This window comes from Arthrobacter sp. MOO21 (genome assembly GCF_057369995.2).
Genome location: NZ_CM170671.2, coordinates 1439955 through 1463382, shown reverse-complemented (window position 1 = coordinate 1463382; position 23428 = coordinate 1439955). Strand labels below are relative to the sequence as shown.

Annotated in this window: 23 protein-coding genes; 11 read left to right on the top strand and 12 right to left on the bottom strand. The window is 67.6% G+C overall.

Annotated elements, in window-relative coordinates; translation table 11 throughout:
• Positions 1-5 precede the first annotated feature (5 nt).
• Entirely contained in the window at positions 6-443 is a 438-nt protein-coding gene (locus AC2JAJ_RS06770) for a hypothetical protein (RefSeq protein WP_486416415.1), read from the bottom strand.
• A gap of 135 nt (positions 444-578) precedes the next feature.
• On the opposite strand from AC2JAJ_RS06770, the gene AC2JAJ_RS06765 reads away from it, so the two are divergent.
• Positions 579-815 (top strand): DUF6480 family protein, encoded by a 237-nt coding sequence (locus AC2JAJ_RS06765; RefSeq protein WP_486416416.1) that lies wholly within the window; start codon positions 579-581, stop codon positions 813-815.
• Between the two features lie 44 nt (positions 816-859).
• Here the strand turns inward: AC2JAJ_RS06765 and AC2JAJ_RS06760 are convergent, their stop codons facing one another.
• The 3 genes from AC2JAJ_RS06760 to AC2JAJ_RS06750 all read right to left on the bottom strand — a co-directional run bounded on the left by AC2JAJ_RS06760 (position 860) and on the right by AC2JAJ_RS06750 (position 5307).
• Positions 860-1921, bottom strand: coding sequence for an EAL domain-containing protein (locus AC2JAJ_RS06760; RefSeq protein ID WP_486416417.1), 1062 nt, complete (start codon positions 1919-1921; stop codon positions 860-862).
• A 172-nt stretch (positions 1922-2093) separates the two neighbouring features.
• Entirely contained in the window at positions 2094-3644 is a 1551-nt protein-coding gene (locus AC2JAJ_RS06755; protein ID WP_486416418.1) for a putative bifunctional diguanylate cyclase/phosphodiesterase, read from the bottom strand.
• Between the two features lie 19 nt (positions 3645-3663).
• On the bottom strand, positions 3664-5307 hold the full coding sequence (locus AC2JAJ_RS06750) for an ATP-binding protein (protein WP_486416419.1): 1644 nt from the start codon (positions 5305-5307) through the stop codon (positions 3664-3666).
• Between the two features lie 152 nt (positions 5308-5459).
• On the opposite strand from AC2JAJ_RS06750, the gene AC2JAJ_RS06745 reads away from it, so the two are divergent.
• The 4 genes from AC2JAJ_RS06745 to AC2JAJ_RS06730 all read left to right on the top strand — a co-directional run bounded on the left by AC2JAJ_RS06745 (position 5460) and on the right by AC2JAJ_RS06730 (position 9253).
• A complete protein-coding gene (locus AC2JAJ_RS06745; RefSeq protein ID WP_486416420.1) occupies positions 5460-6284 on the top strand; it encodes a class I SAM-dependent methyltransferase in 825 nt (274 codons plus the stop codon).
• Between the two features lie 463 nt (positions 6285-6747).
• Positions 6748-7203, top strand: coding sequence for a hypothetical protein (locus AC2JAJ_RS06740; protein ID WP_221384602.1), 456 nt, complete (start codon positions 6748-6750; stop codon positions 7201-7203).
• 20 nt (positions 7204-7223) lie between these two features.
• On the top strand, positions 7224-8033 hold the full coding sequence (locus AC2JAJ_RS06735; protein WP_486416421.1) for an SDR family oxidoreductase: 810 nt from the start codon (positions 7224-7226) through the stop codon (positions 8031-8033).
• Between the two features lie 95 nt (positions 8034-8128).
• The gene (locus tag AC2JAJ_RS06730) at positions 8129-9253 is read left to right on the top strand and encodes a glycerate kinase (protein ID WP_473694536.1); all 1125 of its coding nucleotides are present in this window, start codon (positions 8129-8131) and stop codon (positions 9251-9253) included.
• Positions 9254-9261: 8 nt separating this feature from the next.
• Here the strand turns inward: AC2JAJ_RS06730 and AC2JAJ_RS06725 are convergent, their stop codons facing one another.
• From AC2JAJ_RS06725 to AC2JAJ_RS06715, 3 genes are read right to left on the bottom strand one after another with little or no spacing between them, the layout of a single operon-like run.
• Positions 9262-9585: a LuxR family transcriptional regulator gene (locus tag AC2JAJ_RS06725; protein ID WP_486416422.1), complete on the bottom strand. Its 324-nt coding sequence runs from the start codon at positions 9583-9585 to the stop codon at positions 9262-9264.
• Between the two features lie 28 nt (positions 9586-9613).
• Positions 9614-10276: a DUF6766 family protein gene (locus AC2JAJ_RS06720; protein ID WP_501053423.1), complete on the bottom strand. Its 663-nt coding sequence runs from the start codon at positions 10274-10276 to the stop codon at positions 9614-9616.
• Between the two features lie 3 nt (positions 10277-10279).
• A complete protein-coding gene (locus tag AC2JAJ_RS06715; RefSeq protein WP_473694542.1) occupies positions 10280-10801 on the bottom strand; it encodes a DUF6328 family protein in 522 nt (173 codons plus the stop codon).
• A 201-nt stretch (positions 10802-11002) separates the two neighbouring features.
• Here AC2JAJ_RS06715 and AC2JAJ_RS06710 point away from each other — a divergent pair, with 201 nt between their 5' ends.
• From AC2JAJ_RS06710 to AC2JAJ_RS06700, 3 genes are all read left to right on the top strand, one after another.
• On the top strand, positions 11003-11902 hold the full coding sequence (locus AC2JAJ_RS06710) for an SDR family oxidoreductase (RefSeq protein WP_486416424.1): 900 nt from the start codon (positions 11003-11005) through the stop codon (positions 11900-11902).
• 48 nt (positions 11903-11950) lie between these two features.
• Positions 11951-12295: a hypothetical protein gene (locus AC2JAJ_RS06705; protein WP_486416425.1), complete on the top strand. Its 345-nt coding sequence runs from the start codon at positions 11951-11953 to the stop codon at positions 12293-12295.
• Positions 12296-12504: 209 nt separating this feature from the next.
• Positions 12505-13374, top strand: a complete 870-nt coding sequence (locus AC2JAJ_RS06700; RefSeq protein WP_486416426.1) for a glycosyltransferase family 2 protein — start codon at positions 12505-12507, stop codon at positions 13372-13374.
• Between the two features lie 48 nt (positions 13375-13422).
• Here AC2JAJ_RS06700 and AC2JAJ_RS06695 read toward each other — a convergent pair whose 3' ends face one another.
• From AC2JAJ_RS06695 to AC2JAJ_RS06680, 4 genes are read right to left on the bottom strand one after another with little or no spacing between them, the layout of a single operon-like run.
• Positions 13423-14424: a sugar phosphate isomerase/epimerase family protein gene (locus tag AC2JAJ_RS06695; protein ID WP_486416427.1), complete on the bottom strand. Its 1002-nt coding sequence runs from the start codon at positions 14422-14424 to the stop codon at positions 13423-13425.
• A gap of 1 nt (position 14425) precedes the next feature.
• Positions 14426-15628 carry a Gfo/Idh/MocA family protein gene (locus AC2JAJ_RS06690; RefSeq protein WP_486416428.1) on the bottom strand — a complete coding sequence of 401 codons (1203 nt, stop codon included), beginning with the start codon at positions 15626-15628 and terminating at the stop codon, positions 14426-14428.
• A 46-nt stretch (positions 15629-15674) separates the two neighbouring features.
• Entirely contained in the window at positions 15675-16802 is a 1128-nt protein-coding gene (locus AC2JAJ_RS06685; RefSeq protein ID WP_486416429.1) for a Gfo/Idh/MocA family protein, read from the bottom strand.
• Positions 16803-16814: 12 nt separating this feature from the next.
• The gene (locus tag AC2JAJ_RS06680; protein WP_486416430.1) at positions 16815-17555 is read right to left on the bottom strand and encodes a sugar phosphate isomerase/epimerase family protein; all 741 of its coding nucleotides are present in this window, start codon (positions 17553-17555) and stop codon (positions 16815-16817) included.
• 224 nt (positions 17556-17779) lie between these two features.
• Here AC2JAJ_RS06680 and AC2JAJ_RS06675 point away from each other — a divergent pair, with 224 nt between their 5' ends.
• Positions 17780-18997 carry an ROK family transcriptional regulator gene (locus tag AC2JAJ_RS06675; RefSeq protein ID WP_486416431.1) on the top strand — a complete coding sequence of 406 codons (1218 nt, stop codon included), beginning with the start codon at positions 17780-17782 and terminating at the stop codon, positions 18995-18997.
• Between the two features lie 36 nt (positions 18998-19033).
• Here AC2JAJ_RS06675 and treS read toward each other — a convergent pair whose 3' ends face one another.
• The gene (gene treS / locus AC2JAJ_RS06670) at positions 19034-21310 is read right to left on the bottom strand and encodes a maltose alpha-D-glucosyltransferase (protein WP_486416432.1); all 2277 of its coding nucleotides are present in this window, start codon (positions 21308-21310) and stop codon (positions 19034-19036) included.
• Positions 21311-21594: 284 nt separating this feature from the next.
• On the opposite strand from treS, the gene AC2JAJ_RS06665 reads away from it, so the two are divergent.
• Positions 21595-22494 (top strand): GAF domain-containing protein, encoded by a 900-nt coding sequence (locus AC2JAJ_RS06665; RefSeq protein WP_486416433.1) that lies wholly within the window; start codon positions 21595-21597, stop codon positions 22492-22494.
• The gene (locus AC2JAJ_RS06660) at positions 22491-23423 is read left to right on the top strand and encodes an SGNH/GDSL hydrolase family protein (protein ID WP_486416434.1); all 933 of its coding nucleotides are present in this window, start codon (positions 22491-22493) and stop codon (positions 23421-23423) included. The genes AC2JAJ_RS06665 and AC2JAJ_RS06660 overlap by 4 nt, the downstream gene beginning before the upstream one ends.
• Positions 23424-23428: the final 5 nt, after the last annotated feature.

The window sequence follows — 23428 nt, the reverse complement described above, 5'->3', positions numbered from 1 at the left end:
CAGGCCTACCCACGTCCCGTGCTGGTTGACGGGTCCTGGTCGCCCTCGGAGGGATCGGCCCGCAGCTCATCCGGGTTGCTCTCCGGAAGTCCGCCCGACCCCGCGACGCTGCCTCCGGCCGACCCGGCCCCGCCGACAGGTGCGGTGGCCTCTCCGGCCAGGGCGCCGTCGTCGTTCCCTGCGTCTGTGCCTGTTTCATCAGCGTCCCCGCCCAGCGGACTGCTCGACACCGGACCGGGTGCCGCGCCCGCCTTCAGGCCGGGCGCCTTCTGCTTCTCCGCCTCCATGGCGTTCGAGCCCTCGCTCAGGGACGAGTGGACTTCGACGTCGTCATTGGGGTCCGCCGGATCGGGAACGTCCAGTTTCTCCGTGGGCTTGGATGTCCCGGCCAGATCCTCCATGGCGTTCTCTGCTGCCTTGCCGATGCTGTCGCCGATTCCCATGTGACTGCTCCTTCCGAGATCACCGGCCGTCGCCCCAGCGGCGCACGGCCTGCTCCTCCAGAATTATCAGCATGCTTACAATTAGTCCAGAGCTGGGGCACTGGACCGCAGCCGGAGAGGAAGGACGGAAGCACCGTGAGCACTTACCATCCGGAAAATGATCCGGCGAACCCTGACCGGCCAGGCAGGGACGACGTCGGCGCCGCCCAGTCCGACCTCGAGCGGCAGCGCAGCACGGAAGCGGGCGGCTCGCCCAACCCCGATCCGGCCGAAGGCAACATCACGGGCCTGGAACCGGGCGGGGGAGTGCCCCCAGGGGAGACGCCGCCGGCGGAGGACCAGATGAGCCGGGACCAGGGCCACTCCGAATAGGTCGCCACCGCGGGCGGGGGCTTGCCGCTCCCGCCTGCGTTACGTCAGGATTCGTTGCCCTGCCGGACGGTCCTCGACTCATCGGGGCCGGGAAGGTGCCGCTTGAGCCCGTCCAGGTCCAGCTTGCTGTTCCAGTTTGCCCAGTCCTCGGGCCGCACCGAGGGGCGGCCCAGGAGGTAGCCCTGCCCGGCGCTGACACCCAGTTCCGTGAGGACCCGGAGTTCGCCCACGGTTTCGATGCCTTCGGCGACGAGCGTGATGCCGATCTGGTCCGTGAAGTCGACCAGGCAGGCAGCCAGTGCGTGCTGCAGTCCATCGGTGTCGACGTCGCCAATGACGTTGCGGCCCACCTTGAGGAAGTCGGGCCGCAGGTGGAGCATCCGGCTGAGCGCGCCCGCTCCGGTGTGGGTGTCGTCCACTGCGATCCGCAGCCCCCGCTCGCGCAGCGGATTAATGGCGGAGATAAACTGCAGGTACTCCTCTTCGGGAATGTCCTCGGTCAATTCGAGGACCACCCGGCTAATGGGGAGTTCGATATGGTCGAATAACTCGGGAAGCCGTGGGTCCAGGCAGGACGTCGGGGAAATGTTGAGGGACACGTACAGGTCCCCGGGCAGGTTGCGCGCGGCGGCGGCGGCCGACCCCAAAGCCGAGAATTCCAGGTTGGCGCCCAGGCCCACCGCATTCGCCTCGGCAAACCACAACTCGGCGGCAGCGCCGTCGTCGCTGACGAAACGCGAAAGGGCTTCTGCCCCCACCACACCTTTTCCTTCCAGGCCGTAAATGGGCTGGAAGGCGGTCATCAGCATCTGGTTCTCCAGCAGGGCGCTGATGCGGGACATGCTGCGGATGGCATCAAGCTGCTCCGCGACCTGCGGCGGCAGGGCGGGGGTCGACAGGCGCATGTCCCGGGCGGTCTCCGGTGTCCCCGCGGCATCGGCGTCGCTGCGGCGGGACTCCAGGAGGTACTCCAGCAGTGCCCGTTCAGGCACGCCGGGATTCTCATCGAGGCTGTTGCTCAGGCGCTGCCGGACAGCGGCTCCCGCGGGATCCGTATCCGCCAACACGGCGGCAATAATTCCCCACGCCTGTACTCGAACCGACATTAGCTACGCCCCCAGTTGACGAAGTAATGACCCTATGGCCCAATTAATGTTCAAATTTCCAAACGCCCTATAAGTCCGGTGTTACTGCTCGCCCTGATTTCCGCGGCGACGAAAACCAGACACCGCATGTTGATCGTATATCGGCCGAACTAAAAGCGCAGTAGTTTGTGCGCTACTGGTTAGCGCTCTCCGGCTGGCCCGCCAGCAGGGCGGGAATCTGCCCGGGGGGCACCGGCCGGCTGAAGTAGTATCCCTGGGCACTGAGGCACCCCAGGCCGCGAAGGATCTCTGCCTGCTCCGCCGTCTCCACGCCTTCCCACACCGCCTCCAGGCCGCAGGCGCGCACCAACTGCAGGACCGCGGCTACGAGTGCCGGCTGGCTGGGATCCGTATCCAGCCCGGCGATCAGCGACCGGTCAACCTTGACCCTGTCCACGGGAAGCCGGCGGAGGTAGCTGATGGACGAGTATCCCGTGCCGAAATCGTCGATCTCTATCCCGACCCCCAGCCCCCGGAGGCCGCCCAGTGAGTAGCGGTCCAGCTCGTTGCCCCTGACGATGGCCACTTCCGTCAGCTCCAGGACTACCTGGTGGGGCTTCACTCCGGTTTCCTGCAGTACGTTGCGCACGTCCTCGATGAACTGCAGGCTCTGCAGGTCCGTGGCGGAGATGTTGATGCGCACCGAGAAGCGCTGGTCCACCAAGGAGGCATCGATCCAGGCCCGCAGCTGCTTCACCGCCGTCCGGAGGACCCAATGGCCAAGATCGGAAATCAGGCCCGCTTCCTCGGCAAGCGGGATGAATTCGTCCGGCATGATGAAGCCGCGGGTGGGGTGGTCCCAGCGGACCAGCGCCTCCACCCCCTCGATCCTTCCGCTGGCAAGCTCCACGACAGGCTGGTAGTACAGCGTCAGGCCGTCGTCCTTGATGGCTGCCCGCAGGTCCTCCACCAACTGGCTCCGGAGGCGCCGCATCAGCAGCAGGCCCGGCTCGAAACGGTGCAGCCGGTTCTGGCCTTCTGCCTTGGACGCGTACATGGCGACGTCGGCCTGCATGAGCATGTCCTCGGGGCTCTGGCCGTCATCGGCAATGCTGAGCCCGATGCTGGCTCCGCAGCGCACGCTCCTGCCCGGCAGCTCAATGGGGTCGCTCAGGGCGGCCGAGATGCGCGATGCCACGATGGCCGCCTGGTCCACCGACGCCGACGGCATGACGATCGCGAATTCGTCACCGCCCAGCCGGGCCACGACGTCCGACTCCCGCACCGCGCTGCGGAGCCTTTCGCCCACCGTCACCAGGACCTGGTCCCCGCCGGTGTGCCCCATGCTGTCGTTGATGGACTTGAAGCCATCCAGGTCAATCAGCAGGATGGCGGGCCCCTCATCCGGGGCAGCCTCATCCGGCGCGGACTGGCCTGCCAGGGCGGTCCTCAGCGCCTCGATCAGCGCCGAACGGTTGGCCAGGCCGGTAAGCGGGTCCTGCATGGCCATCTTCTGCATTTCCAGGTGTGCCTCGTGCAGGAGCTGGGTGCGGACCTGGACGCGCTGCTCCAGCTCCTGGTAGATGATCTGCAGGTCTTCCGCCAGTAGATTGGTGCCCATGATGATGGCATCGAGTTCGTCCCGGGCGGGGGAGACCTCGATCCGGGAGGTCAGGTCTCCGGAGGCAAGCCGGACTATGCCTTCCAGCAGCTGGGAAAGCCGGGGGTCGTCGTCGGCAAACATCGGCTGTCCTCCTGCCCGCCTAGTTGGACTGGATGCGGTCAGTACCCAGTGGAAGGCTGACCGTGACTGTGGTGCCCCCGCCGAGTGTGGAGGCCACGTTTATCTGGCCGCCGTGGCGGTCCACAATATCCTTGGAGATGGCCAGGCCCAGCCCGGTTCCCGGGATGGCGCCGGACATGGCGTTGGAGGCCCGGTAGAACCGGGTGAACACGTGGTCGATCTCGTCGCTCGAGATGCCGATGCCGGTATCGGCCACCCGGACGGTGGCCCACCGGGAACCGTCCGGCGCGGCATGCGATTCGCTGCCCACCTCGATCCGTCCCCCGCTGGGCGTGAACTTGATGGCGTTGGACACCAGGTTGGTGAACACCTGCTGCAGCTGCACTTCATCCCCGAGGATCTGCGGATCCTCCGGCAGGGGATCCACATCGATGGTGACGTTCTGCAGCGTGGCAAGGGGGCGCAGTGCCGCAGCCACCAGGTCCAGGGTCTGTCCCAGGTGCACGGGGGCCAGGTGCATGGGACCGTCGTCCGGCCCGTGGCGCGACACGCTGAGCATGTCCTCCACGAGCGTCCGGAGCCGTTCCGTATTGCGGACCACGATGTCCAGCATCTGGTGGACCTCCTGTGACACCGGGTGCTGGGTGCTTTCCTGGATCATGTCCAGGTACGCCATGATCGAGGTCAGCGGGGTGCGCAGTTCGTGGTTCACGGTGGCCAGGAAGTCGGTCTTGGCTTTGTCGAGCTCCCGCAGCCGCTTCACCACCTGTTGCTGGCTGCTGATCAGGTGGCTTTGGATCAGCCCGTAAGCGGCGTTGCCCGCGACGTGCTGGATGAGACCAAGCTCGGCGTCGGACCAGCTCCGGGGCCGGTCCATCATTGCGATCCAGATGATGCCGAGGGACGAGTTGCCTTCCCCGATCGGGACGGCCAGCGTCGAGACCGCGCCCGCAACCGCTGCGGCGGGCTTGTCGTGGGGGCGGCCCTGCGCTTCGTGGCCGTCCGCGGACAGCGTTTCCGTCCCGGCCCAAAGGGCGTCCGCCATCTGCCGGGCTTCCTCTTCGCCGGGAAGGGCGTCCTGGTCCAGTTCCGGCAGTCCGGGCCTTCGCCAGGTGGCCAGGATCGGGGGCACCCTGGGGTCTTCGAAGGTGGCCAGGACCACGTGGTCGGCCCGGAACGTCCGGCCGAAACCGGCGACGACATGATCGGCGATTTCCTGGGGGTCGTTGGTGGCGCGGACCGCTGCGGACACTTCGCGCAGCTGCTCCCGAAGGCCCTCGGCCTCCTGCCGGGACGCCCGTCGCCGGGCCGCCTGATCGATCAGCACAGTGGCGCGGTGCACCAGCTCCCTGGGTACCGGCGGCTTGGTAATGCAGTCGTGGATGCCCGGAGGGTTGGCAGCCTCGATCTCCGCCGGGCTGTCCAGGTCCACCATCACCAGGACGGGGGCCGTCGACTTGACTGCCGCCAGGAAGGCGTCGGCCACGATGACAGACGGCTCGGCGTCCAGGAGCAAGGCGGCAAGGCTATCAGTGTCCCGGGCTTCGAGGACGGTATAGCCGGCGTCACGCAGTGCCTCGGCGTTGACTGCCAGGCGCCGGGGGTCCGGATCAGCCACGAGCGCTGTGCGCGGAGCGCGTACCTCATTCGGCACAGCCGTCACAGTGCCCCCTTCCCTCCCAGTTGTCTACATTCTAGGGGGATGCGGCCCCTGCGGTTCCATAGATCCAGCGGCGAATCGGGTCCGGGAAGGGCGCGCGGCGTAATATGGCGCTGATCCAACGGCTGCCCGGCCCTGGAACATATATTTGAGCGGTGCCCACCCCAGCAAAACCCCCGGTGCCCACCTGGCAGAAGTTCCTGATACTCCCCAAGATCATCAGGCTCGCCCGGCACGCCCCGAAGGACCGGCACACGGCCTGGGACCGCTACTGGGCGGGCATAACCGCGACGGGCGAAGACAGCGAGGTGCTGTGGGACTCCGGCAGCGACTCCGAGTTCCTGGGCTACAAGGACACCCTCCTGCGCTACCTGGATCCCCGGCGTTCCATCGTTGATGCCGGCTGCGGCCACGGCAGCTTCACCCGGGCGCTCGCCGGGATCTTTCCCCAAGCCATCGGCGTCGACGTTTCGGAACACGCCGTGGCCCGGGCCCGGTCCGAGTCCCGGGGCATCGGCAACGTCAGCTTCGACGTCCGCGACCTGACGGCCCCCGGGGCGGGTGCCGCGCTGGCGGCGGCAGGGTTTGTGGACGACGGCGGGGCCAACGTTTTCATCCGGGGCGTGCTGCACGTGCTGGACGACGACGACCAGGCGGCACTGGTGGAAAACCTCAAGGCCGTCGCCGGGTCCGGGGGCACGGTGTTCATGGCAGAAACCAACTTCCAGGGAAATCCGCTGGAATACGTCTCCCACCTCGGTGCAACCACGCACGGTATTCCGGCGCCCCTGGAACTGGCCATCCGCGGGCTGCCCATGCCCGGCCGGTTTGGTCCCGAAGAGCGCCAACGGGTGTTCCCGGCGTCGGCGTGGGAACTGCTTGAAGACGGCGATGTTGCCATCCGGACCAACCCGGTGACCGGCGTTGCGGGGCAGGACCGCGTCCCCGGCTACTACGCAGTGGTCCGTCCGCTGCCCTAGTACCCCCCGCAGAACCACACACTTCCCCGCACGCTCCCCGCACAGTACCGCTGTGCCCCTTGACACGCGGCCTGACCGGGAGGCTACATGGTAAGTAGACTTACTAAGTGGCAGGGAAAGGACGGTGCCGTGGCGCGGGACATAGGGAAACAACACCGGCGAAACGGGCAAAGACGGGGATGACGCAGGGCGACCACCTCGGAGGGCTGCGCATCGACTTTGGCGCGACGACGACAAGCTCCGCCATCTCAGCTGGGAGGAGCGGTTTGACACCTTCGACTCCCGGAAACTGAATTTCATCTACCAGGAACAACGCAGCGACGGCACGCAATCGAACTTCTTCCGGCTGGAGAACCCCAACCGCGAAGACGCCTGAGCCGCACCGCCCCAACACTCGACACGGGCACCGGCCACCCCCGGCGCCCTTCAGTCGACCGTTGGCGCAAGACCTACAGGAAACCCCATGAGCAATCTCATCCCGTCCGGCGCACTTCGCCGGATGCTGCTGCCGCCCACCTACGGCCGGCACGTCACCCCCGCCAGCGAATTCACCATCCTCTCAGTGGAGGTCTGGGCCTCAGGACTGGTGGTTAATGTCCATCTGGCGTCAGAAGGCGCACCCGCGCCCCGGCTGATTCTGGAGGACCACTTCGGCACCAAATATTCGCTGCAGGAATCCGCCGTCGTCGATTCCCGGAACCTGCAGGTCTTCACCCCGTCAGTGCCTCCGGGCACCAGGAGCCTCACCATCCGGGCCGCGGACGACCCCGGGCGTCCCGTGGTGACTTTCGCCGTGCCGATGATGGCAGTTCCGGACGCGCCTTCCGTTGCCGCCGTACCGGAGGCGCCCGCCGCACGGGAAGCAGCGGGCCTGCCCGATGAGGCGCCCTACCAGCCGGAACTCCGCCGCCCAGCTTGATCCAACCGAAAGGCAGCACCATGCCAGAAACCAGCAACTTCGCGCCCACCACCGCCATTGTCACCGGTTCGGACTCGGGAATCGGAAAAGCCACCGCCGTCGCACTCGCCCGGGCCGGAATGGACGTGGGCGTCACCTGGCACTCCGACAAAGCCGGGGCGGAAGCCACGGCCGAAGAAATCCGGGGCGTGGGCCGCAAGGCCGTGGTCCGGCAGCTGGACACCACCGAACTCACGGCGGCGGCAGGCGTGATCGATGGGCTTGCGGGCGAACTGGGCGGCGTGGACGTCTTCGTCAATAACGCCGGCACGGGTGAAGGCACCAGATTCCTGGACCTGGATATCGACGGCTGGATGCGTACCCTGGACACCAACCTCAACGGCGCCTTCGTCTGCCTGCAGGCCGCAGCCCGGCGCATGGTGAAGGCGGGCAACGGCGGCAGGCTGATAGCGGTGTCCAGCGTGCACGAGTTCCAGCCCCGGGTTGGCTCATCCGCCTACGACGCCTCGAAGCACGGCCTGGGCGGCCTGATGAAGACCCTCGCCCTGGAGCTCGGTGCCCACGGCATCACGGCCAACACCGTCGCCCCCGGCGAAATTGCCACCCCGATGACCGGGCAGGAGGACCAGGACCCGACGATGACGGAGCGGCCGGGTGTGCCGCTGGGCCGGCCCGGCAACGCCTGGGAAATTGCCGACGTCATCGCCTTCCTCGCTTCCCCGGCATCCAGCTACGTCACGGGTGCCGCCTGGGTTGTGGACGGTGGAATGCTGCAAATGGGACCGCAGGCGGGGTCCCATATCACCAGCAACGACTGGCGCGAGGTTTAGAGCGCCCACAGTCTCAGACCCCAAGGCCATCGGCCCTCGTCCGCATGACGGATCCGGCAAGCGCTTTCCTGTACCGGGCTGGCATGATGGAACGCATGCGCATTCTTATCGCTCCGGACAAATTCAAGGGCTCCCTCACGGCCGCCGAGGCCGCCGCCGCGATGGCGGAAGGCGCACTGCGCGTGTACCCGGATGCCGTTACCACCCAGTTCCCCATTGCCGACGGCGGCGAGGGCACCTTGGAGGCAGCGGTCGCCGCAGGCTATGAGGAACGGCTCAACGCCGTAGTGGGACCGATCCTCGCCCCCACGGGTGCGGCCTGGGCCATCCGCAAGGCCGGGGACGGCAAGGTCACCGCGGTGATCGAGACCGCGCAGGCCTCGGGGCTGGCGGACATGGAACCGACGCCGGCCAATGCCCTGCGCGCGCATTCCTACGGCTGCGGGCAGCTGATTGCCGCCGCCCTGGACGCCGGGGCCACGGAGATCGTGCTGGGACTGGGCGGCTCGGCCATGACGGACGGCGGCAGCGGAGCGCTGCGCGCCCTCGGCCTGAAGCCCTTGGACGCCGCCGGGAACGTGGTGCCGCTCGGAGGGGGGTCGCTTGCGGAGATCGTTTCGCTGGACACCAGCGGACTTGATCCGCGCCTGGCGGCAACCACCTTCCGTATTGCCGTCGACGTCCGCAACCCGCTGTACGGGCCCTCCGGTGCCGCCCACGTCTTCTCCCCGCAAAAGGGCGCGGACCAGGAGGGGGAGGAGCTGCTCGACGCCGGGCTGCGCAACTGGGCGTCCATCCTGCGGGAAGTGACGGGCCGGGACGTGAACGTCCCGGGCGCGGGCGCCGCCGGTGGCTTCCCGGCGTCGTTCCTTGCCTTCACCAGCGCCACGTTGGAAGGGGGCTTCGCACTCGTGGCGGGCCTGACCGGCCTGGCCGGGCAGCTGTCCGGCGCGGACCTGGTGATCACCGGCGAAGGCTCCATGGATTCCCAGTCGCTCACCGGCAAGGCTCCCATCGCGCTCGCCGACGCCGCCCGGGAGCTGGGCATCCCGGTCATCGTGGTGGCCGGCCGGATCCTCGTGACCCTCGAGGACCTGGCCGGGCATGGGGTGGTGGCCGCCGCGCAGCTGCTGGATGTCGCCGCAAGCCCCGAAGACGCCGTCGCCAACGCCGGCAAGTACCTGGCCTGGGCAACCAGCCAGGTACTTGAAGGGGCCTAGCCGTACAACTAGCCGACGATTGTGGTGTTACGGCGCCGCCGGAAGACCAGGACCGCAATCACCACCAGCACAGCGATTCCGCCGATGACCCAAGGGGCGTAGTTCACGCGCGTCGATTCGTTCTGCGCTGATTCGCCGGTGCCCGGGTTGGCGGGGCCGGTGGACGCGGTGTCGCCCGGGGACGGCGTGGGGGAGGTTCCCAGGGCGGCGTGGGCAGGGGCGGCCTGGCCGGCGGCGGTTCCTGCCGGCGCTGCCCCCGCGGCGACGGCGGGCAGGGCCGGGGCGGTCAGGAGCAGCAGCGCCAAAAGTACGGTTCGGACAAGGGCTCGCATACAGTTTCTCCTCTTGGTCGGCCGGGCCTCAGGCGCCGGTCTCGTAGTGGGGTTCTGCAACGGGTTTCGATTCCGGGGACCCCTTTTCCCGGAGGTAGACCGAGGCGCCCACCAGGACGGCGACGGCCAGGAATTCGCTTTGCCAGTTCTGGAAGGACTCGAACCAGAAACGGCTGGTGCCGAGGTATTGCAGGAAGCTGATGGTGGGCTCGCCGTGGCTCTGCTGGTCCTGGTTGTACTCGTCCACGCCGCCGGCGGCGTGCAGGAGGAACGAGGCCAGGAACAGCACGAAGAACAGGATCGACAGGGAGTGCTCGTAAAGCTTGAGGATTGCGCCGCCGCGCCTTGCCGGCCACGGTGACGCGCTGCTGAGCTTGGCCTCGCGCGGATCCTCGTCCTGCGGTGCCTTCCTGCCCATGGGCTTGGACTCCGAGGAGCCCTTTTGGAACAGGAACACCGTCAGGACCACGTACATGGCCATCTGCAGGAACTCCGATTCCCAGTTTTCGAATGTGGCCTCCACGAAGGCGCCCGTGGTGAGGAACTGCAGAACCGGGACCGCCGGCTCCCCGTGGGCCTGCTGGTCCTCGCTGTAGGATGCGGCTCCGGAGAGGATCATCCCGACGAAGAACGCCAGGAACAGGCCCAGGTTCGCCAGCAGCAGCCCGTGCTCTTTGGCCCATTTGCGCATGATTTACTCCTTGCCCGGCAGTGAAGAGTGGGTCTTGTTGTTGGCCCGCTTGTTCAGGTGCAGGGGAACAAAAACCAGCAGGACCACCAGGACGCCCAGAAGTGCCCCGCCCGCGGTCATCCCCGCCGACCGGCCCGCGGTCACGTCAAACACGAGCGCGGCCGTTCCGGTGCTGAGCAGTGCGATCCCGGCAAGGGCGATCTTGGTGATGGCATCGGCGCTGGAAACCAGGGTTTCCTTGAGCCGCTTCCGGAACAGCCTGCGGTGCACGCTGACCGGCAAAAGAATGAAGGCCGTGGTCAAGGCGGCGACCACCACGTTGATGAGGTACAGGTTGACCTGGAAATCGTCCAGTTCCTCGAACCGCTGCTGGAAAGGCAGCGTCAGCAGGAACCCTGCCAGGATCTGCACCCCCGTCTGCAGCACCCGCAGTTCCTGCAGCAGCTCCGCCCAGTTGCGGTCCAGCTGCTCCTCGCGGGTTTCATTGCGTCCCGACTTGCCCGTGTAGTCCTCCACCTCGGACATCGCCCTCCTTCCTCAGCGGCCAGACCGTGTCCCTTCTTTCTACTCCCCCCGTACCCAGAAACAAGGCCGTCCGTTGCGCGCCCGGCATCATTTGGTAAGTTTACTGATTATTGCCCGTGCCGGTGGACTTAGTCCTTCGGCCGGGATAGCTTCGAAGGGCCGGAGCACGGGCGCTTCTCAACCGACACAGGCAGGCGGACTATGAGCGACACGGACAAGCAGACAGACCAGCCGAAGGACCCGCGCGGCGGCTACCACTCGGGGCCTTTCCCGGAACAGGAACAGAAGCAGCCAGGCCTGACCGCGCCGATGGACCCCAAGCCGGACCACGGGGAACTCAGCTATGAGGGCCACGGCAAACTCAACGGCAAAGCAGCGCTGATCACCGGCGGCGACTCCGGCATTGGCAAGGCCGCGGCCATCGCCTTCGCGAGGGAAGGGGCCGACGTCGCCATCTCCTACCTGCCGGAGGAGGAAGACGACGCCCAGGACACCGCCGAATGGATCAGGAAGGCTGGCCAGGGCGCGCTGCTGCTGCCGGGGGACGGACGCGAGGAGGAATTCAGCACCAGCATCGTGGAGCAGGCCGTCTCCGAGTTCGGCCGCCTCGACGTGCTGGTCCTGAATGCGGCCTACCAGAAGAACCGCGAAAGCCTGGAAACCCTTGCCACAGAGGAATTCGACCGGGTCTTCCGGACCAACCTCTACTCCCTGCTCTGGACCGCACGCGCCGCGGTACCGCACCTCAAGGCCGGGGCGTCCATCATCACCACGGCATCGATCCAGGCTTTCAACCCCTCGCCCGGACTCATCGACTACGCCATGACCAAGGCGGCGCAGGTGGCCTTCACCAAGGCCCTGGCCCAGGAACTCGGCCCCAAGGGGATCCGCGTCAACGCCGTGGCCCCGGGCCCCATCTGGACGCCGTTGATCCCGGCCACCGAGTGGCCGGACAAACTGCCTAAGTTCGGCCAGGACACGCCGCTGGAACGTGCCGGCCAGCCTGCGGAGCTCGCGGCGGCCTACGTGCTGCTCGCCTCCGAGGACGGCTCCTACATCTCCGGCGCGGTCCTTCCCGTCACGGGCGGCAAGGGACTCTAGGCAGGAACACCAGACCAGCAACACCGGCAACCCACAACAGGAGGAAGCATGACGCAGGAAAACCAGCAGGCTGAACCCGAGACGGCTCCGGGCGGCTACGGCACCCCCACCGCCGAGCAGGAGGCAGCAGGAACGCAGGGCGGCCAGGGCCAGTCCGGCGGCGCCGAGACGAACGAACCCCAGGCCGGGGCGGGCCAGGAGCAGGTGCCCCACGACATGGACGTCCCCTCAAGCGCGGCGGAGATCGACGAATCGAACGATGACTCCAAGGGGTCGGCGCCGGTCTCCTCCGAATCTGGCCAGGAGGCTGCAGGCATCCCCGACGGCAGCGGGAACGATCTTCCGAAGGAGGAATCGCCGAACGACGAAGACGAAAGCTTCGACGCCGGATAATCGCCGGTAGCGCGCCAAGGCCCCCGCGCCCGCAGCCACGCCGGCAGCAGGATCGGGGGCCTTTTGCCGCACGCGGATACCCGCCATGCTGCCGGCATATATCCAGCCCTGTTGGGTACAGGACAGGACGAAACCGATTCGCTGGCCCCGGCGCCCCTTCCGTGCGTTGCGCCTTCCCGGGGCCGGACCCGATGCAAGGAGGGTGGGCTGTGAGCAGGAGAACTTCGGAACAGTGGGCACGGCGGCAGGACCGGCCCGGTAACGTGGCCGTGGACGTGCTGGTGCCCACCTGCAACCGGCCGGCAGAGCTTGCCGTCACCCTTGCCGGCCTGGCCGGGCAAGCGGAGCCCGCGTTCGCCGTCGTCATCAGTGACCAGTCAGCGGGCCAGCCGGCCTGGGAACACCCCGCCGCGGCCGCCATGGTCAGGGTGCTCGAAGCCCAAGGCCGTCCCGTCACCCGGCACCGCCACCTGCCGCGGCGCGGGCTCGCAGAACAGCGCCAGTTCCTGCTGGAGCAGTCCACGGCGGACCAATGCCTCTTCCTGGACGACGACGTCTGGTTGGAGCCCGGTGCCCTGGAACGGCTAAGCCAGGCCCTGGCCAAGCTCGAGTGCGGTTTCGTGGGAATGGCGCCGCAGGGCCTGTCCTTCCTGGACGACCACAGGCCGGAACAGGCGGCAACCTTCACGGCCTGGGAGGGGCCCGTGACCCCGGAGCGGGTCCGCCCGGGCAGTGCCGAATTCGAGCATTGGCCGCTGCACAATGCCGCCAACCTCAGCCACCTCAGCGCCGAACTCGACCTGCAGCCGGGCCAGTGGGTGCCCTACCACGTGGCATGGCTGGGCGGCTGCGTGCTGTACCGCCGCGAGGCGCTGCTCGACGCCGGCGGGTTCAGTTTCTGGACCAGCCTGCCCGCCGACCATGCGGGCGAGGATGTCGTGGCCCAGTGGCAGGTCATGGAACGGTTCGGCGGGGCGGGCATCCTCCCCTCGGGCGCCGTCCACCTCGAATCCCCCACCACCGTGACGGACCGGCGGGTGGAGGCGTACGACGTCGTCCTCAAGCAGGAGTCGGTCTGACCCGCTCTCGGTCTGACCCCGCCCCGGTAGGGGCCCCCTGCCGGAGGTTCAGTCCTTGCTGCTGAAGGCGGCGTCGAAGCTGGTTTGGGAGGCGGGGAAGTCGTATTTTTTGAGGTTGGCGAGGGCTTCGGGGGCGCCGTGGAGCCGGTCCATGCCGGCGTCTTCCCATTCGATGCTGATGGGGCCGGTGTAGCCGATGGCGGCCAGGGCGCGGAAGGATGCTTCCCAGGGGACGTCGCCGCGGCCTGCGGAGACGAAGTCCCAGCCGCGGCGGGGGTCGCCCCAGGGCAGGTGGGAGCCGAGGACGGTGTTGCGTCCGGTTTGGCGGACCTTGGTGTCCTTGCAGTCCACGTGGTAGATCCGGTCCTTGAAGTCCCAGATGAAGGAGACGGGGTCGATGCCCTGCCACATCATGTGGGAGGGGTCCCAGTTCAGCCCGAACGCTTCGCGGTGGCCGATCGCTTCGAGGGTGCGGACGGTGGTCCAGTAGTCGTAGGCGATTTCGGAGGGGTGGACTTCATGGGCGAACTTCACGCCGTTTTCGTCGAAGACGTCCAGGATGGGGTTCCAGCGGTCGGCGAAGTCCTGGTAGCCAGCGTCGATGACCTTTTCCGGGACGGGCGGGAACATGGCGACGTACTGCCAGATGGAGGAGCCGGTGAACCCGACGACGGTGTCCACGCCGAGGGCTTTGGCGAGCCTGGCGGTGTGCTTCATTTCCTCGGCAGCCCGTTGGCGGACGCCTTCGGGGTCGCCGTCGCCCCAGACCTTGGAGCGCACGATGGCCTGGTGGCGGAAGTCGATGGGGTCATCGCAGACAGCCTGGCCGGTGAGGTGGTTGGAGATGGCCCAGACGTTGAGGTTGTACTTGTCCAGGATGGCGAGTTTGGAGTCGACGTAGCCGGGTTCGTCCCAGCGCCAGGCGTCCAGGTGGTCGCCGGAGACGGCGATTTCCAGGCCGTCGTAGCCCCAGCCGGAGGCCAGTTTGGCGACTTCCTCGAAGGGCAGGTCGGCCCACTGGCCGGTGAACAGGGTGAACGGGCGGGGCATGTCAGGCTCCTTGCGGGGTGGTTCCGGTGGATGGTGTGGGGGAGGGCAGCCGGACGAGGGCGCTTTTGGCCGCTGCTGATTCCTCCACCGCGTTGAGGATGTACTGGACCTTCAGGCCTTCTTCGAACGACGGCGAGGGCTGGGTTCCGCCCTTGATGGCCGTGAGGAAGTCGCGGACCTGGTGGGTGAAGGTGTGTTCCCAGCCGATGATGTGCCCCTGGGGCCACCAGGCCGCAAGGTAGGGGTGCTCGGGTTCGTTGACGAGGATCCGCCGGAAACCTTGCTCCCTGGCGGGTGCTGTGGCGTCCAGGAAGCCGAGCTCGTTCAGGTTCTCCAGGTCGAAGAGGATGGTGCCCTTGTCGCCGTAGACCTCGATCTGCAGGGAGTTCTTCCTGCCGGTGGCCGCCCGGGAAACCTCCACTGAGGCGACCGCCCCGGAGGCGAGGGACAGCGTGGCCCAGGCGGCGTCGTCGACCGTTACCTCTTCCATACCGCCCTTGCCGGGGCGGCGGTCCACGAAGGTGTTCAGCCGGCCGGAGACCTCGGTGACCTGGTCGCCCAGGAGGAACAGGACCTGGTCGATGGCGTGGCTGGCGATGTCGCCGAGCGCGCCGGAGCCGGCGGTTTCCTTGCGCAGACGCCAGGTCATGGGGGCCTGGGCGTCCGCGAGCCAGTCCTGCAGGTAGGCAGCGCGGACGTGCCGGACGGTGCCCAGGCGGCCTTCGGCGATCAGTTCCTTCGCGAGGGCCAGTGCGGGGACGCGGCGGTAGTTGAAGCCGATCATCGACTGGATCCCCCTAGCGCGGGCCTTGGCCGCCGCCGCGGTCATGAGCTCGGCTTCTGCCAGCGTGTTGGCCAGCGGCTTTTCCACCAGGACGTGCTTGCCTGCCTCCAGCGCGGCAACGGCGATCTCGGCGTGCATCCAGCCCGGGGCGCAAATGTCCACGATGTCGATGTCGTCCCGGATGATGACGGTGCGCCAGTCCGTGGCCGACTCGGCCCAGCCGTACTTTCCCGCAGCGTCGGCCACGGCGGTGGCGTCCCGGCCCACGAGGACTTTCTGCTCGAAGGCCGGGACGTCGAAGAAGCTGGCCACGTTCCGCCACGCGTTGGAGTGGGCTTTGCCCATGAAGGCGTAACCGATGGCGGCCACCCCCAGCGGGCGGGTGGCCTGGGGTTCGGTCGGGTGTGCGGGGGTGGTCATAGTGGCTTCCTGCGTGCTTCCTGCTTGCTGGGCTGGTTTTGCTGGATCAGATGGTGACGGTTTCCGGTGCCCAGTCCTCGGGGAGGGCCGCGGCTGCCGGTGCCGAGCTTTCGACGTCGACGAACCTGCCGGAGTCGATGGATTCGCTGATGGAGACCATGGTGTCCAGGACGTGGTAGGCGAGGTCTCCGGTGGCGCGGTGCGGGACACCGGCCCGGAGGGAGCGCGCCATGTCCAGCACGCCCATGCCGCGGCCGTTGGCGGGTCCGGTGGCGGTGATGGTGGTCCAGTCCTCGTCGCCGGCGCGCCAGAGCCTGATGTCGCCGGTGAAGTAGTTGGGGTCCGGCAGCGAGAGGGTGGCCTCGGTGCCGGTGATTTCCACGAAGCCCATCCGGGTCCGGGGGGATTCGAAGGAGAAGACGCTGTGCGAAGAGGCGCCGGACTCGAACTGGGCCATCGCGGAGACGTGGGTGGGCACCTCGACGGTGAACTCCTCCCCGGCCTTGGGGCCGGAGCCGATGACGCGGACCTCCTTGGCCTTGGAGCCGACGGCGGCCACCTTGCGGATGGACCCAAACGCCTGGACGAGTGTGGTGAGGTAGTACGGGCCCATGTCGAACAGCGGACCGGCGCCGTGCTGAAAGAGGAATGCCGGGTTCGGGTGCCAGGATTCCGGGCCGGGGGTCTGGAACGTGGTCATCGCCGTCAGCGGCGTGCCGATGTCCCCGCGCTGGATCAGCCGCAGCGCCGTCTGGATGCCGGCGCCGAGGAAGGTGTCCGGGGCGCAGCCCAGGCGGATGCCGGCGGAGTCGGCGGTCTTGAGCAGGCCCAGGCCGGACTCCCTGTCCAGGCTGAAGGGCTTCTCGGTCCAGACATGCTTGCCGGCGTTGACCGCGGCGGTGGCCACCTCCACGTGCGCGGCGGGGATGGTGAGGTTGACGATGATTTCGACGTCGGGGTGGTTCAGGGCCTTGTCCACCCCGCCCCATTCGGCGATGCCGTATTCCTTGGCGCGGGCCTCGGCGGCCTCCTCGAAGAGGTCGGCGATGACGTGGACTTTCAGGTCCGGGAAGGCGGTGAGGTTGTCCAGGTACTGCTTGCTGATGACTCCGGCGCCGATGACGCCGACGCCCACCGGTCCTTTGCGTGTAGGGGGTGCTGCGGGGGTGCTCACGCGGTGGCTCCTTCAGCGGTGGTTGGCTGCGTTGTTGAGGAAGGCCAGGCTCTCGGCGATGCCCTCAAAGATGTCACCGGAGTAATCGTCGAACTCCACGACGCCCACTTCGAGGGACTTTGCCGCGGCGATGACGTCCAGGACCGGTACCTTGCCCTGGCCCGCCGGCTGCTGGGCCTTGTTGTCCCTGGTCAACGGGCCGTCCTTGATGTGGATGAACTTCACCCGGTCACCGAGCTTGGCGAGGATGTCCACCGGGTCCTGGCCGCCGACGGCCACCCAGTAGGTATCCACCTCCAGGACCAGTTCCGGGTCCAGCAGGCTTTCAAAGTACTCCAGCGCGGTGCGGCCCTCAACGATGGACTCCAGTTCCCAGGCGTGGTTGTGGTAGCCCACGCGGATGCCATAGTCGGCGCCTTTCTTCGCCGCTGCGTTGAGCTTTGCGGCCGTGGCCTGGATGTCTTCGGCCTTCTGCCAGTGTTCCGCCGGCAGGTACGGGTCGATCACGGTGGTGATGCCCAGTTCCTTCGCCGCAGTGAAGATCTCGTCCTGGTCCTGGGCCATCAGCGGAGCGTGGCCGGACGGAGCCGTGAGGCCGTTCTCCTTGAGGGCGGCACCCAGTTCCTTCGCCGTGGCCACGAAGTTGTAGGGCTCCACCTGGGTGTATCCGATTTCGGCCACTTTCCTGATGGTGCCGGGAAGGTCCTCGGAGATGGCGTTGCGGAGCGTGTACAGCTGCAGTGAGTAGGACATCGGTTTCCTTTGCGGACTAGTTTGCTTCGAGCAGCGGGGTCAGGCGCTGGCGGGTGGTCTCCCGTACAGGATCACTGCGGCTGATGCCCGGCATTCCTCCCGCGGATGTGTGCAGTCCATCACAACCTAGGGCGACTTTTACCGCGCGTCAAGCAAAAGTTGTTTGTCGCGTGTCACAGTTCTGTCGGAATGACAGCAGGAAGTAGGGGTGTTATGACTTAGACATGACTCAAGCGACGGGTAAGCAGGCCGCGAAAGACGCCGACGTCGGCAGCCTGTCGCGTGCGGGGGATCTCTTCCAGCTCCTGCGTGACGGCAAAGCCCGGACGCGTGCCGAGCTGGCACTGACCACCGGCCTCGCCCGCTCCACCGTCGCTTCCCGGATCGATGCACTCATGTCCTCCGGCCTCGTCGGTCCTGCCGGCGAGGCGCTTTCCAGCGGCGGCAGGCCGCCGTCGCGCTTTGCCTTCAACCCCTCCGCCCGCCTGGTGCTGGCCGTGGATGTGGGGGCCACCCACGTGGTCATTGCCGTCACGGACCTCGGCGGAAAGATCCTGGCCGAGCACCGGCTCGAGCAGCAGGTGGCTGAGGGGCCGGAAGCGGTCCTCGACCAGGTGGTGGCGCAGGGCAAGGAGCTGCTGGCGTCCGTGGGACGCAGCGTCGGCGAACTCGCAGGGATCGGCATCGGACTGCCCGGGCCCGTGGAGCACGACTCCGGCAAGCCGGTGAAACCGCCTATCATGCCGGGCTGGGACGGGTTCGACGTCGTCAGCTACGTCCAGCGGTCACTCCCGGTCCATGTGCTGGTGGACAACGACGTCAACATCATGGCGTTGGGGGAGCAGACGGCGCATTGGCCCGGGCACGGCAACCTCTTCTTCGTGAAGGTGGCCACGGGCGTGGGCTCCGGCATCATCAGCAGCGGCGAACTGCAACGCGGTGCCAACGGCACGGCCGGCGACCTGGGGCACGTGCAGGTAGCCCGGGGCGGGGATGTCCTGTGTGCCTGCGGCAACTACGGGTGCCTGGAAGCGCTGGCGTCCGGGCCCGCCGTCGCCCGTTTCCTGCAGGGGCAGGGGCTGGATGTTGCCAAGGGCGCGGACGTGCTCCGGCTCGCCGCCGACGGAAACCTGCAGGCCATCCAGGCGCTGCGCCAGGCAGGCCGGGACATCGGCGAGGTACTGGCCACCGTGGTGAACCTGCTCAACCCGTCCGTCATCGTGGTGGGCGGCAGCATGGGGGAAACCGGTGAGCACCTCGTGGCCGGCATCCGAGAGGTGGTGTACCGCCGCTCACCGCCGCTGGCCACCTCCCACCTGCGCATCAGCGTCTCCCGTGCGGGCGCCCAGGCGGCGGTCCTCGGGGCGAGCCAGCTGGTGACCCGGCACGTCCTCTCGCCTGCCGTCATCGAAGCCACGCTGGCCGGTGCCATGGCGGGCTGACGCCCGGGCCTGCTGACCCGGGCGCCGGCGCTGGCCTTAAGCTTCGGCCTCCGGCTCAGGCGCCTCGGTCAGCAGCAGCGCGGTACCGCCGTAGGCCGGCAGTTCGAGGAAGAAGCTGTGCAGGTCGTCCACCTGCCCCACCGTCCCGCCCGAGAACAGGTCCTTGACGTTGGCCCCGGACGGCAGTTCGTTGGACTGGATGCTCCCGGCGATGTCCTGGCCGGAGAAGTTCAGCGCCGTGACCTGCAGGGAACCGTCCTTAAGCCGGTTGACCAGCACCAGTGCCCCGCGGTTGGAGACCTCGGGAACATCCAGCAGCGTGCCCGTGGCGATGCCGTTGTCCTCCCGCACGGCAAGGATCCGCTGCAGCCGCCGGGCGAACGAGTCCGGGTCCTTCAGCTGCTCGGGCAGCGGCCCGTAGAGGCTCCGCGCGCGTGGCATTCCTGCCGAGGACGTGGTGGCGTCCGGGCTGGTCCCCATGAGGTCGTGGGCGCCGCGGTTGATCCACCGGGTATCACCCTGGGCGGTCAATTCCCGAACGCTGCTGCGGTCCAGGGCCATGATGCCTGTGAGGTCCCAGCCGGACAGTGCGAAGACGCCCGGCTGCAGGGCGTTGTACATCGCCAGGAGCAGGTGGACATCCCGGATCTGGGCTTCCTGCTCCGGCGTGACGGTGGCCGGGTCCTTGATGCCCAGGGCCGCCATGATGAAGCTGACCGTGGTGCAGGCGATGCCGTTGGTGGTGAACACGGCGTTGTACGGCCCGTTCTCGCCCGTCAGCCGCTCGCGCAGGGTCTGCTGGACCTGTTCCGCGAGTTCCCCGCCTGTGAGTTCCTCCCCGTTGAGTTCGAACATCTCGTCCCGGTGTCCTGCGGCGAAGTGCAGGAGCTCATAGGTGAGTTCGTCATGGTTCTGGAGGGCGTGGACCAGCGAGGCCTGGTCCACCCCGATCTCCATCGACAGGCGCAGCGTGAGCCGCAGGAATTCGGTATCCGCCGTGACCAGGGAGTAGTGGTACGCGGGCCGCGTGATGAAGTCATAGGAGAGGTCCGGGCCTGATTCGGAGGTCGCCTTGATGTCGTCGATGGTGAGGTTCAGCTCCTGGAAGGAGAACCCGCCCACCTTGCGGATCATGGAGCCGATCAGCTGGTTGGCTGCCTCGGACAGCGGGTGGCCTTCAGACCAGCCGGGCTGTTCCTCGGCGCTCTTTTCCACGCCCAGGAACCCATTGGCGTCCAGCCGGAGTGCGCCCGTGCCCAAGTCCACCAGGGAGTGCAGCGCGTCGCCCACCACCAGCCGCATGCCGGCGAAAGTGGGGTCCAGCCAGTTGATGGAGGGCTGGCCGGCCTTGAAGTAGTGCAGGTAGACCCAGCGGCGGGTCTTTCCGGTGGTGTCCACGATGGGCCGGGTGGCACTCCAGTTGGTCTCCTTCACGCCGGGCTCGTAGAAGATGACCCGCTGCAGCCTGCCGATGATGTAGCCGGCTTTCTGCAGCGCCTGCTCGGAATCGGGGCTGAGGTTGACCGAGTCCGCACCCTCCGGGACGTCCGGAAGCAGGTTCCAGTCCTCTTCCGGAATGTCCACCATGTGGTAGATCCCGGGATAGTCCCGGAAGTTCATCTCGGCCAGCCGGAAGTCCGCGCCCTTGCCGGTGTGCCCAGGGACGATGTCGTCAATGACCGTGCCCTCGTGCTCGGCAGCCACCTCGCACATCCGGCGGAACTCGTCCTCCGTGCCGAAGACGGGATCGATGGCCATGCTGATGCGGTCGAAGTGACCGTCCACGCTCGGCGTGTGGGACCAGCCGCTGATGCCGCCGGCCAGTTTCACTGGTCCGGTGTGGATCCCCCGGATCCCAATTTCACGGAAGGCTTTCCACATTTCCGGATCGCCCAGGGCGGAGAGGAACGACTGGCCGGTACGGGTGATGAAGGACAGCGGGTAGGCCGTGAACCACACGGAGGCGCGTTCGACGGCGGCCCGCGGATTCGGGTGGGCGTAGGAGTTCTGCCACATGCTGGCCTGGCCGGACAGCTGCCGGGCCAGGGTGTTCGCATCTCCGAGCATCGCCTGGTTGCGCAGCCACTCCACGTACGCGGCGTTCCGTCCGTCGAATTCAAAGGACGGCCGGTCGCCCACAAACTGGCGGCGGCGCGCGATGGGCCTCAGGGCCTTCGGGCGGGCTGCGAAAAACTGTTCATCGAAAGTGGCGTCCAGCTCCGCGGCCGGTTCGGCCGCGTTCTGGTCCACTTCCCCATTACCTGCGGCGGCATCCGATTCAGAAATGCGCTCGCTGGTATCAGGCTCCCGCATAAGCTCCTCTTTCCCTTGCTCGTTTCCGTGCTGGCGTGGATGCTTCCAAACCCCCGTCCACGCAAACCGTACCCATGTGAACAGGGACTATTCGGCGTTCCCTCTCCCGATGCTACTGCCCGGGCCCGTGGCGGAAGCAAGCGTGCCGGGTGCGGCGTGGCCGCAGGACCCGAATCCCCCAATTCCCCCAATTGATGGATTCACGCACCTCCACGCGCTTTCCGGACGTATTCTTAGAAATAGGTTTTGCAGTAGGCCGAAGCGCTTTCAACCAAGGCTGGAACATGGCCGCTGAACCTTCGGGGCAGGTTGGCTGGGGACCGCTTCCAGTTCCACCGGAGCCGGTTTACGACAGCAAGGATGTCGAAACCTACCTCTGGGAAGTCGCTCATGACTTCATGAGGGACATCAAGGGTGACCGCCGCAGCATCGGCTGGGCTGCCACCCTCTTCCGGCTTGGAAAAGCGCGCACGCTTGCGGCCAGCACGGAACAGGCGCGCGAGGCGGACCGGGAACAGTGCTCCTTCGCCGACGGCCCGCTCATGGAGGCGCTGCGCAGCGGGGAGTTCGTGGTGGTCTCGGACCTCAGCCGCGACCGGCGGTGGCCCGGTTATGCCAGCGCAGCCGCCGGCCACGGCGTGCAGTCCCTGCTCGCGGTCCCCATCCTCAGCGAAGGCGCAACCAGCGCCGCCATCACTCTCTACGCACCCGTGCCGCACGCCTTCAACAGTGATGACCTGCTGGCAAGCCAAAACTACGCGCGCCAGATGGCCCGGGCCCTGCGCGTCCTGGTCCGCGTGGCCCAACGCGCCGAAACGACGGCGGGCATCGCCGTCGTCCAAAGCTCCCTGGTCCTGGTGGACCTGGCGGTGCGCAGCCTGATGAATGAATACGGCCTCACCCGGGAGGGCGCGCTGCGGTTCCTGCAGACGCAGGCACTGCACCACGAGGTTGACCTCCGGGACGCGGCCTTGAACATTGTCGCCCCGGGCGGGTTGAACCCGGGCGGGTTGAACCCGGGCGGCGGGCAGCCTCCGGGGCCGGGGCAGGAAAAGTACGACGGCGTCACGGAGCTTCCGCGGCCGTCGGCGGCGGGGCGGGACCTTCCAACCGGAACGTCGCTCCGCAAGGACGGTGCGGCGGAGGCAGAACCCCCGCCCGCCGCGGAAGGGAGGACGGCATGACCATCGAGAAACAGGACTTGCGGGCCGGCGCGGACGCGCCCGGCCACCCCTGGCACCGGTTCGTTGCCTTGGGGGACTCTTACACGGAAGGGGTGGGCGACCCTGAGCCGCGCAGCCTTGGCGGCCTTCGTGGCTGGGCTGACCGGGTGGCCGAGGAGCTGACCGCCGGGCAGGCGGATTTCGCGTACGCCAACCTGGCCATCCGCGGCCTGCTGCTGCGGCAGATCCTTGACGGGCAACTGGCCGCGGCGCTGGCACTGAAACCGGACCTGGTGGCCATGGCGGCCGGCGGCAACGACATCATCTTCCGGCACGGCGACCCCGACAAGCTTGCGGAAAAACTGGACCAGGCAATTGGCACCCTGGCAGCCACGGGGGCCACCGTGCTCCTGTTCGCGGGCCCGGACTGGGGCAACACCCCGGTCTTCAGCACCATCCGCGGACGTGTGGCCATCTACAACGAGCACCTGCATACGATCGGTGCACGGCACCACGCCGTCATGGTGGACCTGTGGTGCCTCCCCGAACTCCAGCACGCGCGCATGTGGGACCCGGACCGGCTGCACCTGTCCCCGCTGGGCCACCACGCCGTGGCCGTGGCAACCCTCAACGCGTTGGGCGTGCCGCACACGCTCGAGCCGCTGCAGCCGCGGCCGCTTCCCGCGCAGGGGTGGAAGCACGCCAGGGCCGAAGACCTGGTGTGGGTGCGGCAATACTTCGTCCCCTGGGTCCTGAAACAGCTGCGCCCGCACCCGGCAGCGGTTTCGCTGGCGGCAAAGCGGCCGCAGCCCGGACCGGTGTTCGGACTGGGCCGCCCGGGCCCCTTCCCGGCCGCGCACCCGGCCCTGGCTCCAGCCACCATAAAGACGGGCACCCAGGGGGCCGGTACAGCTCGAGGCAGGGGCCAGGTGATGGGCGACGTCGCCTGAGCGGG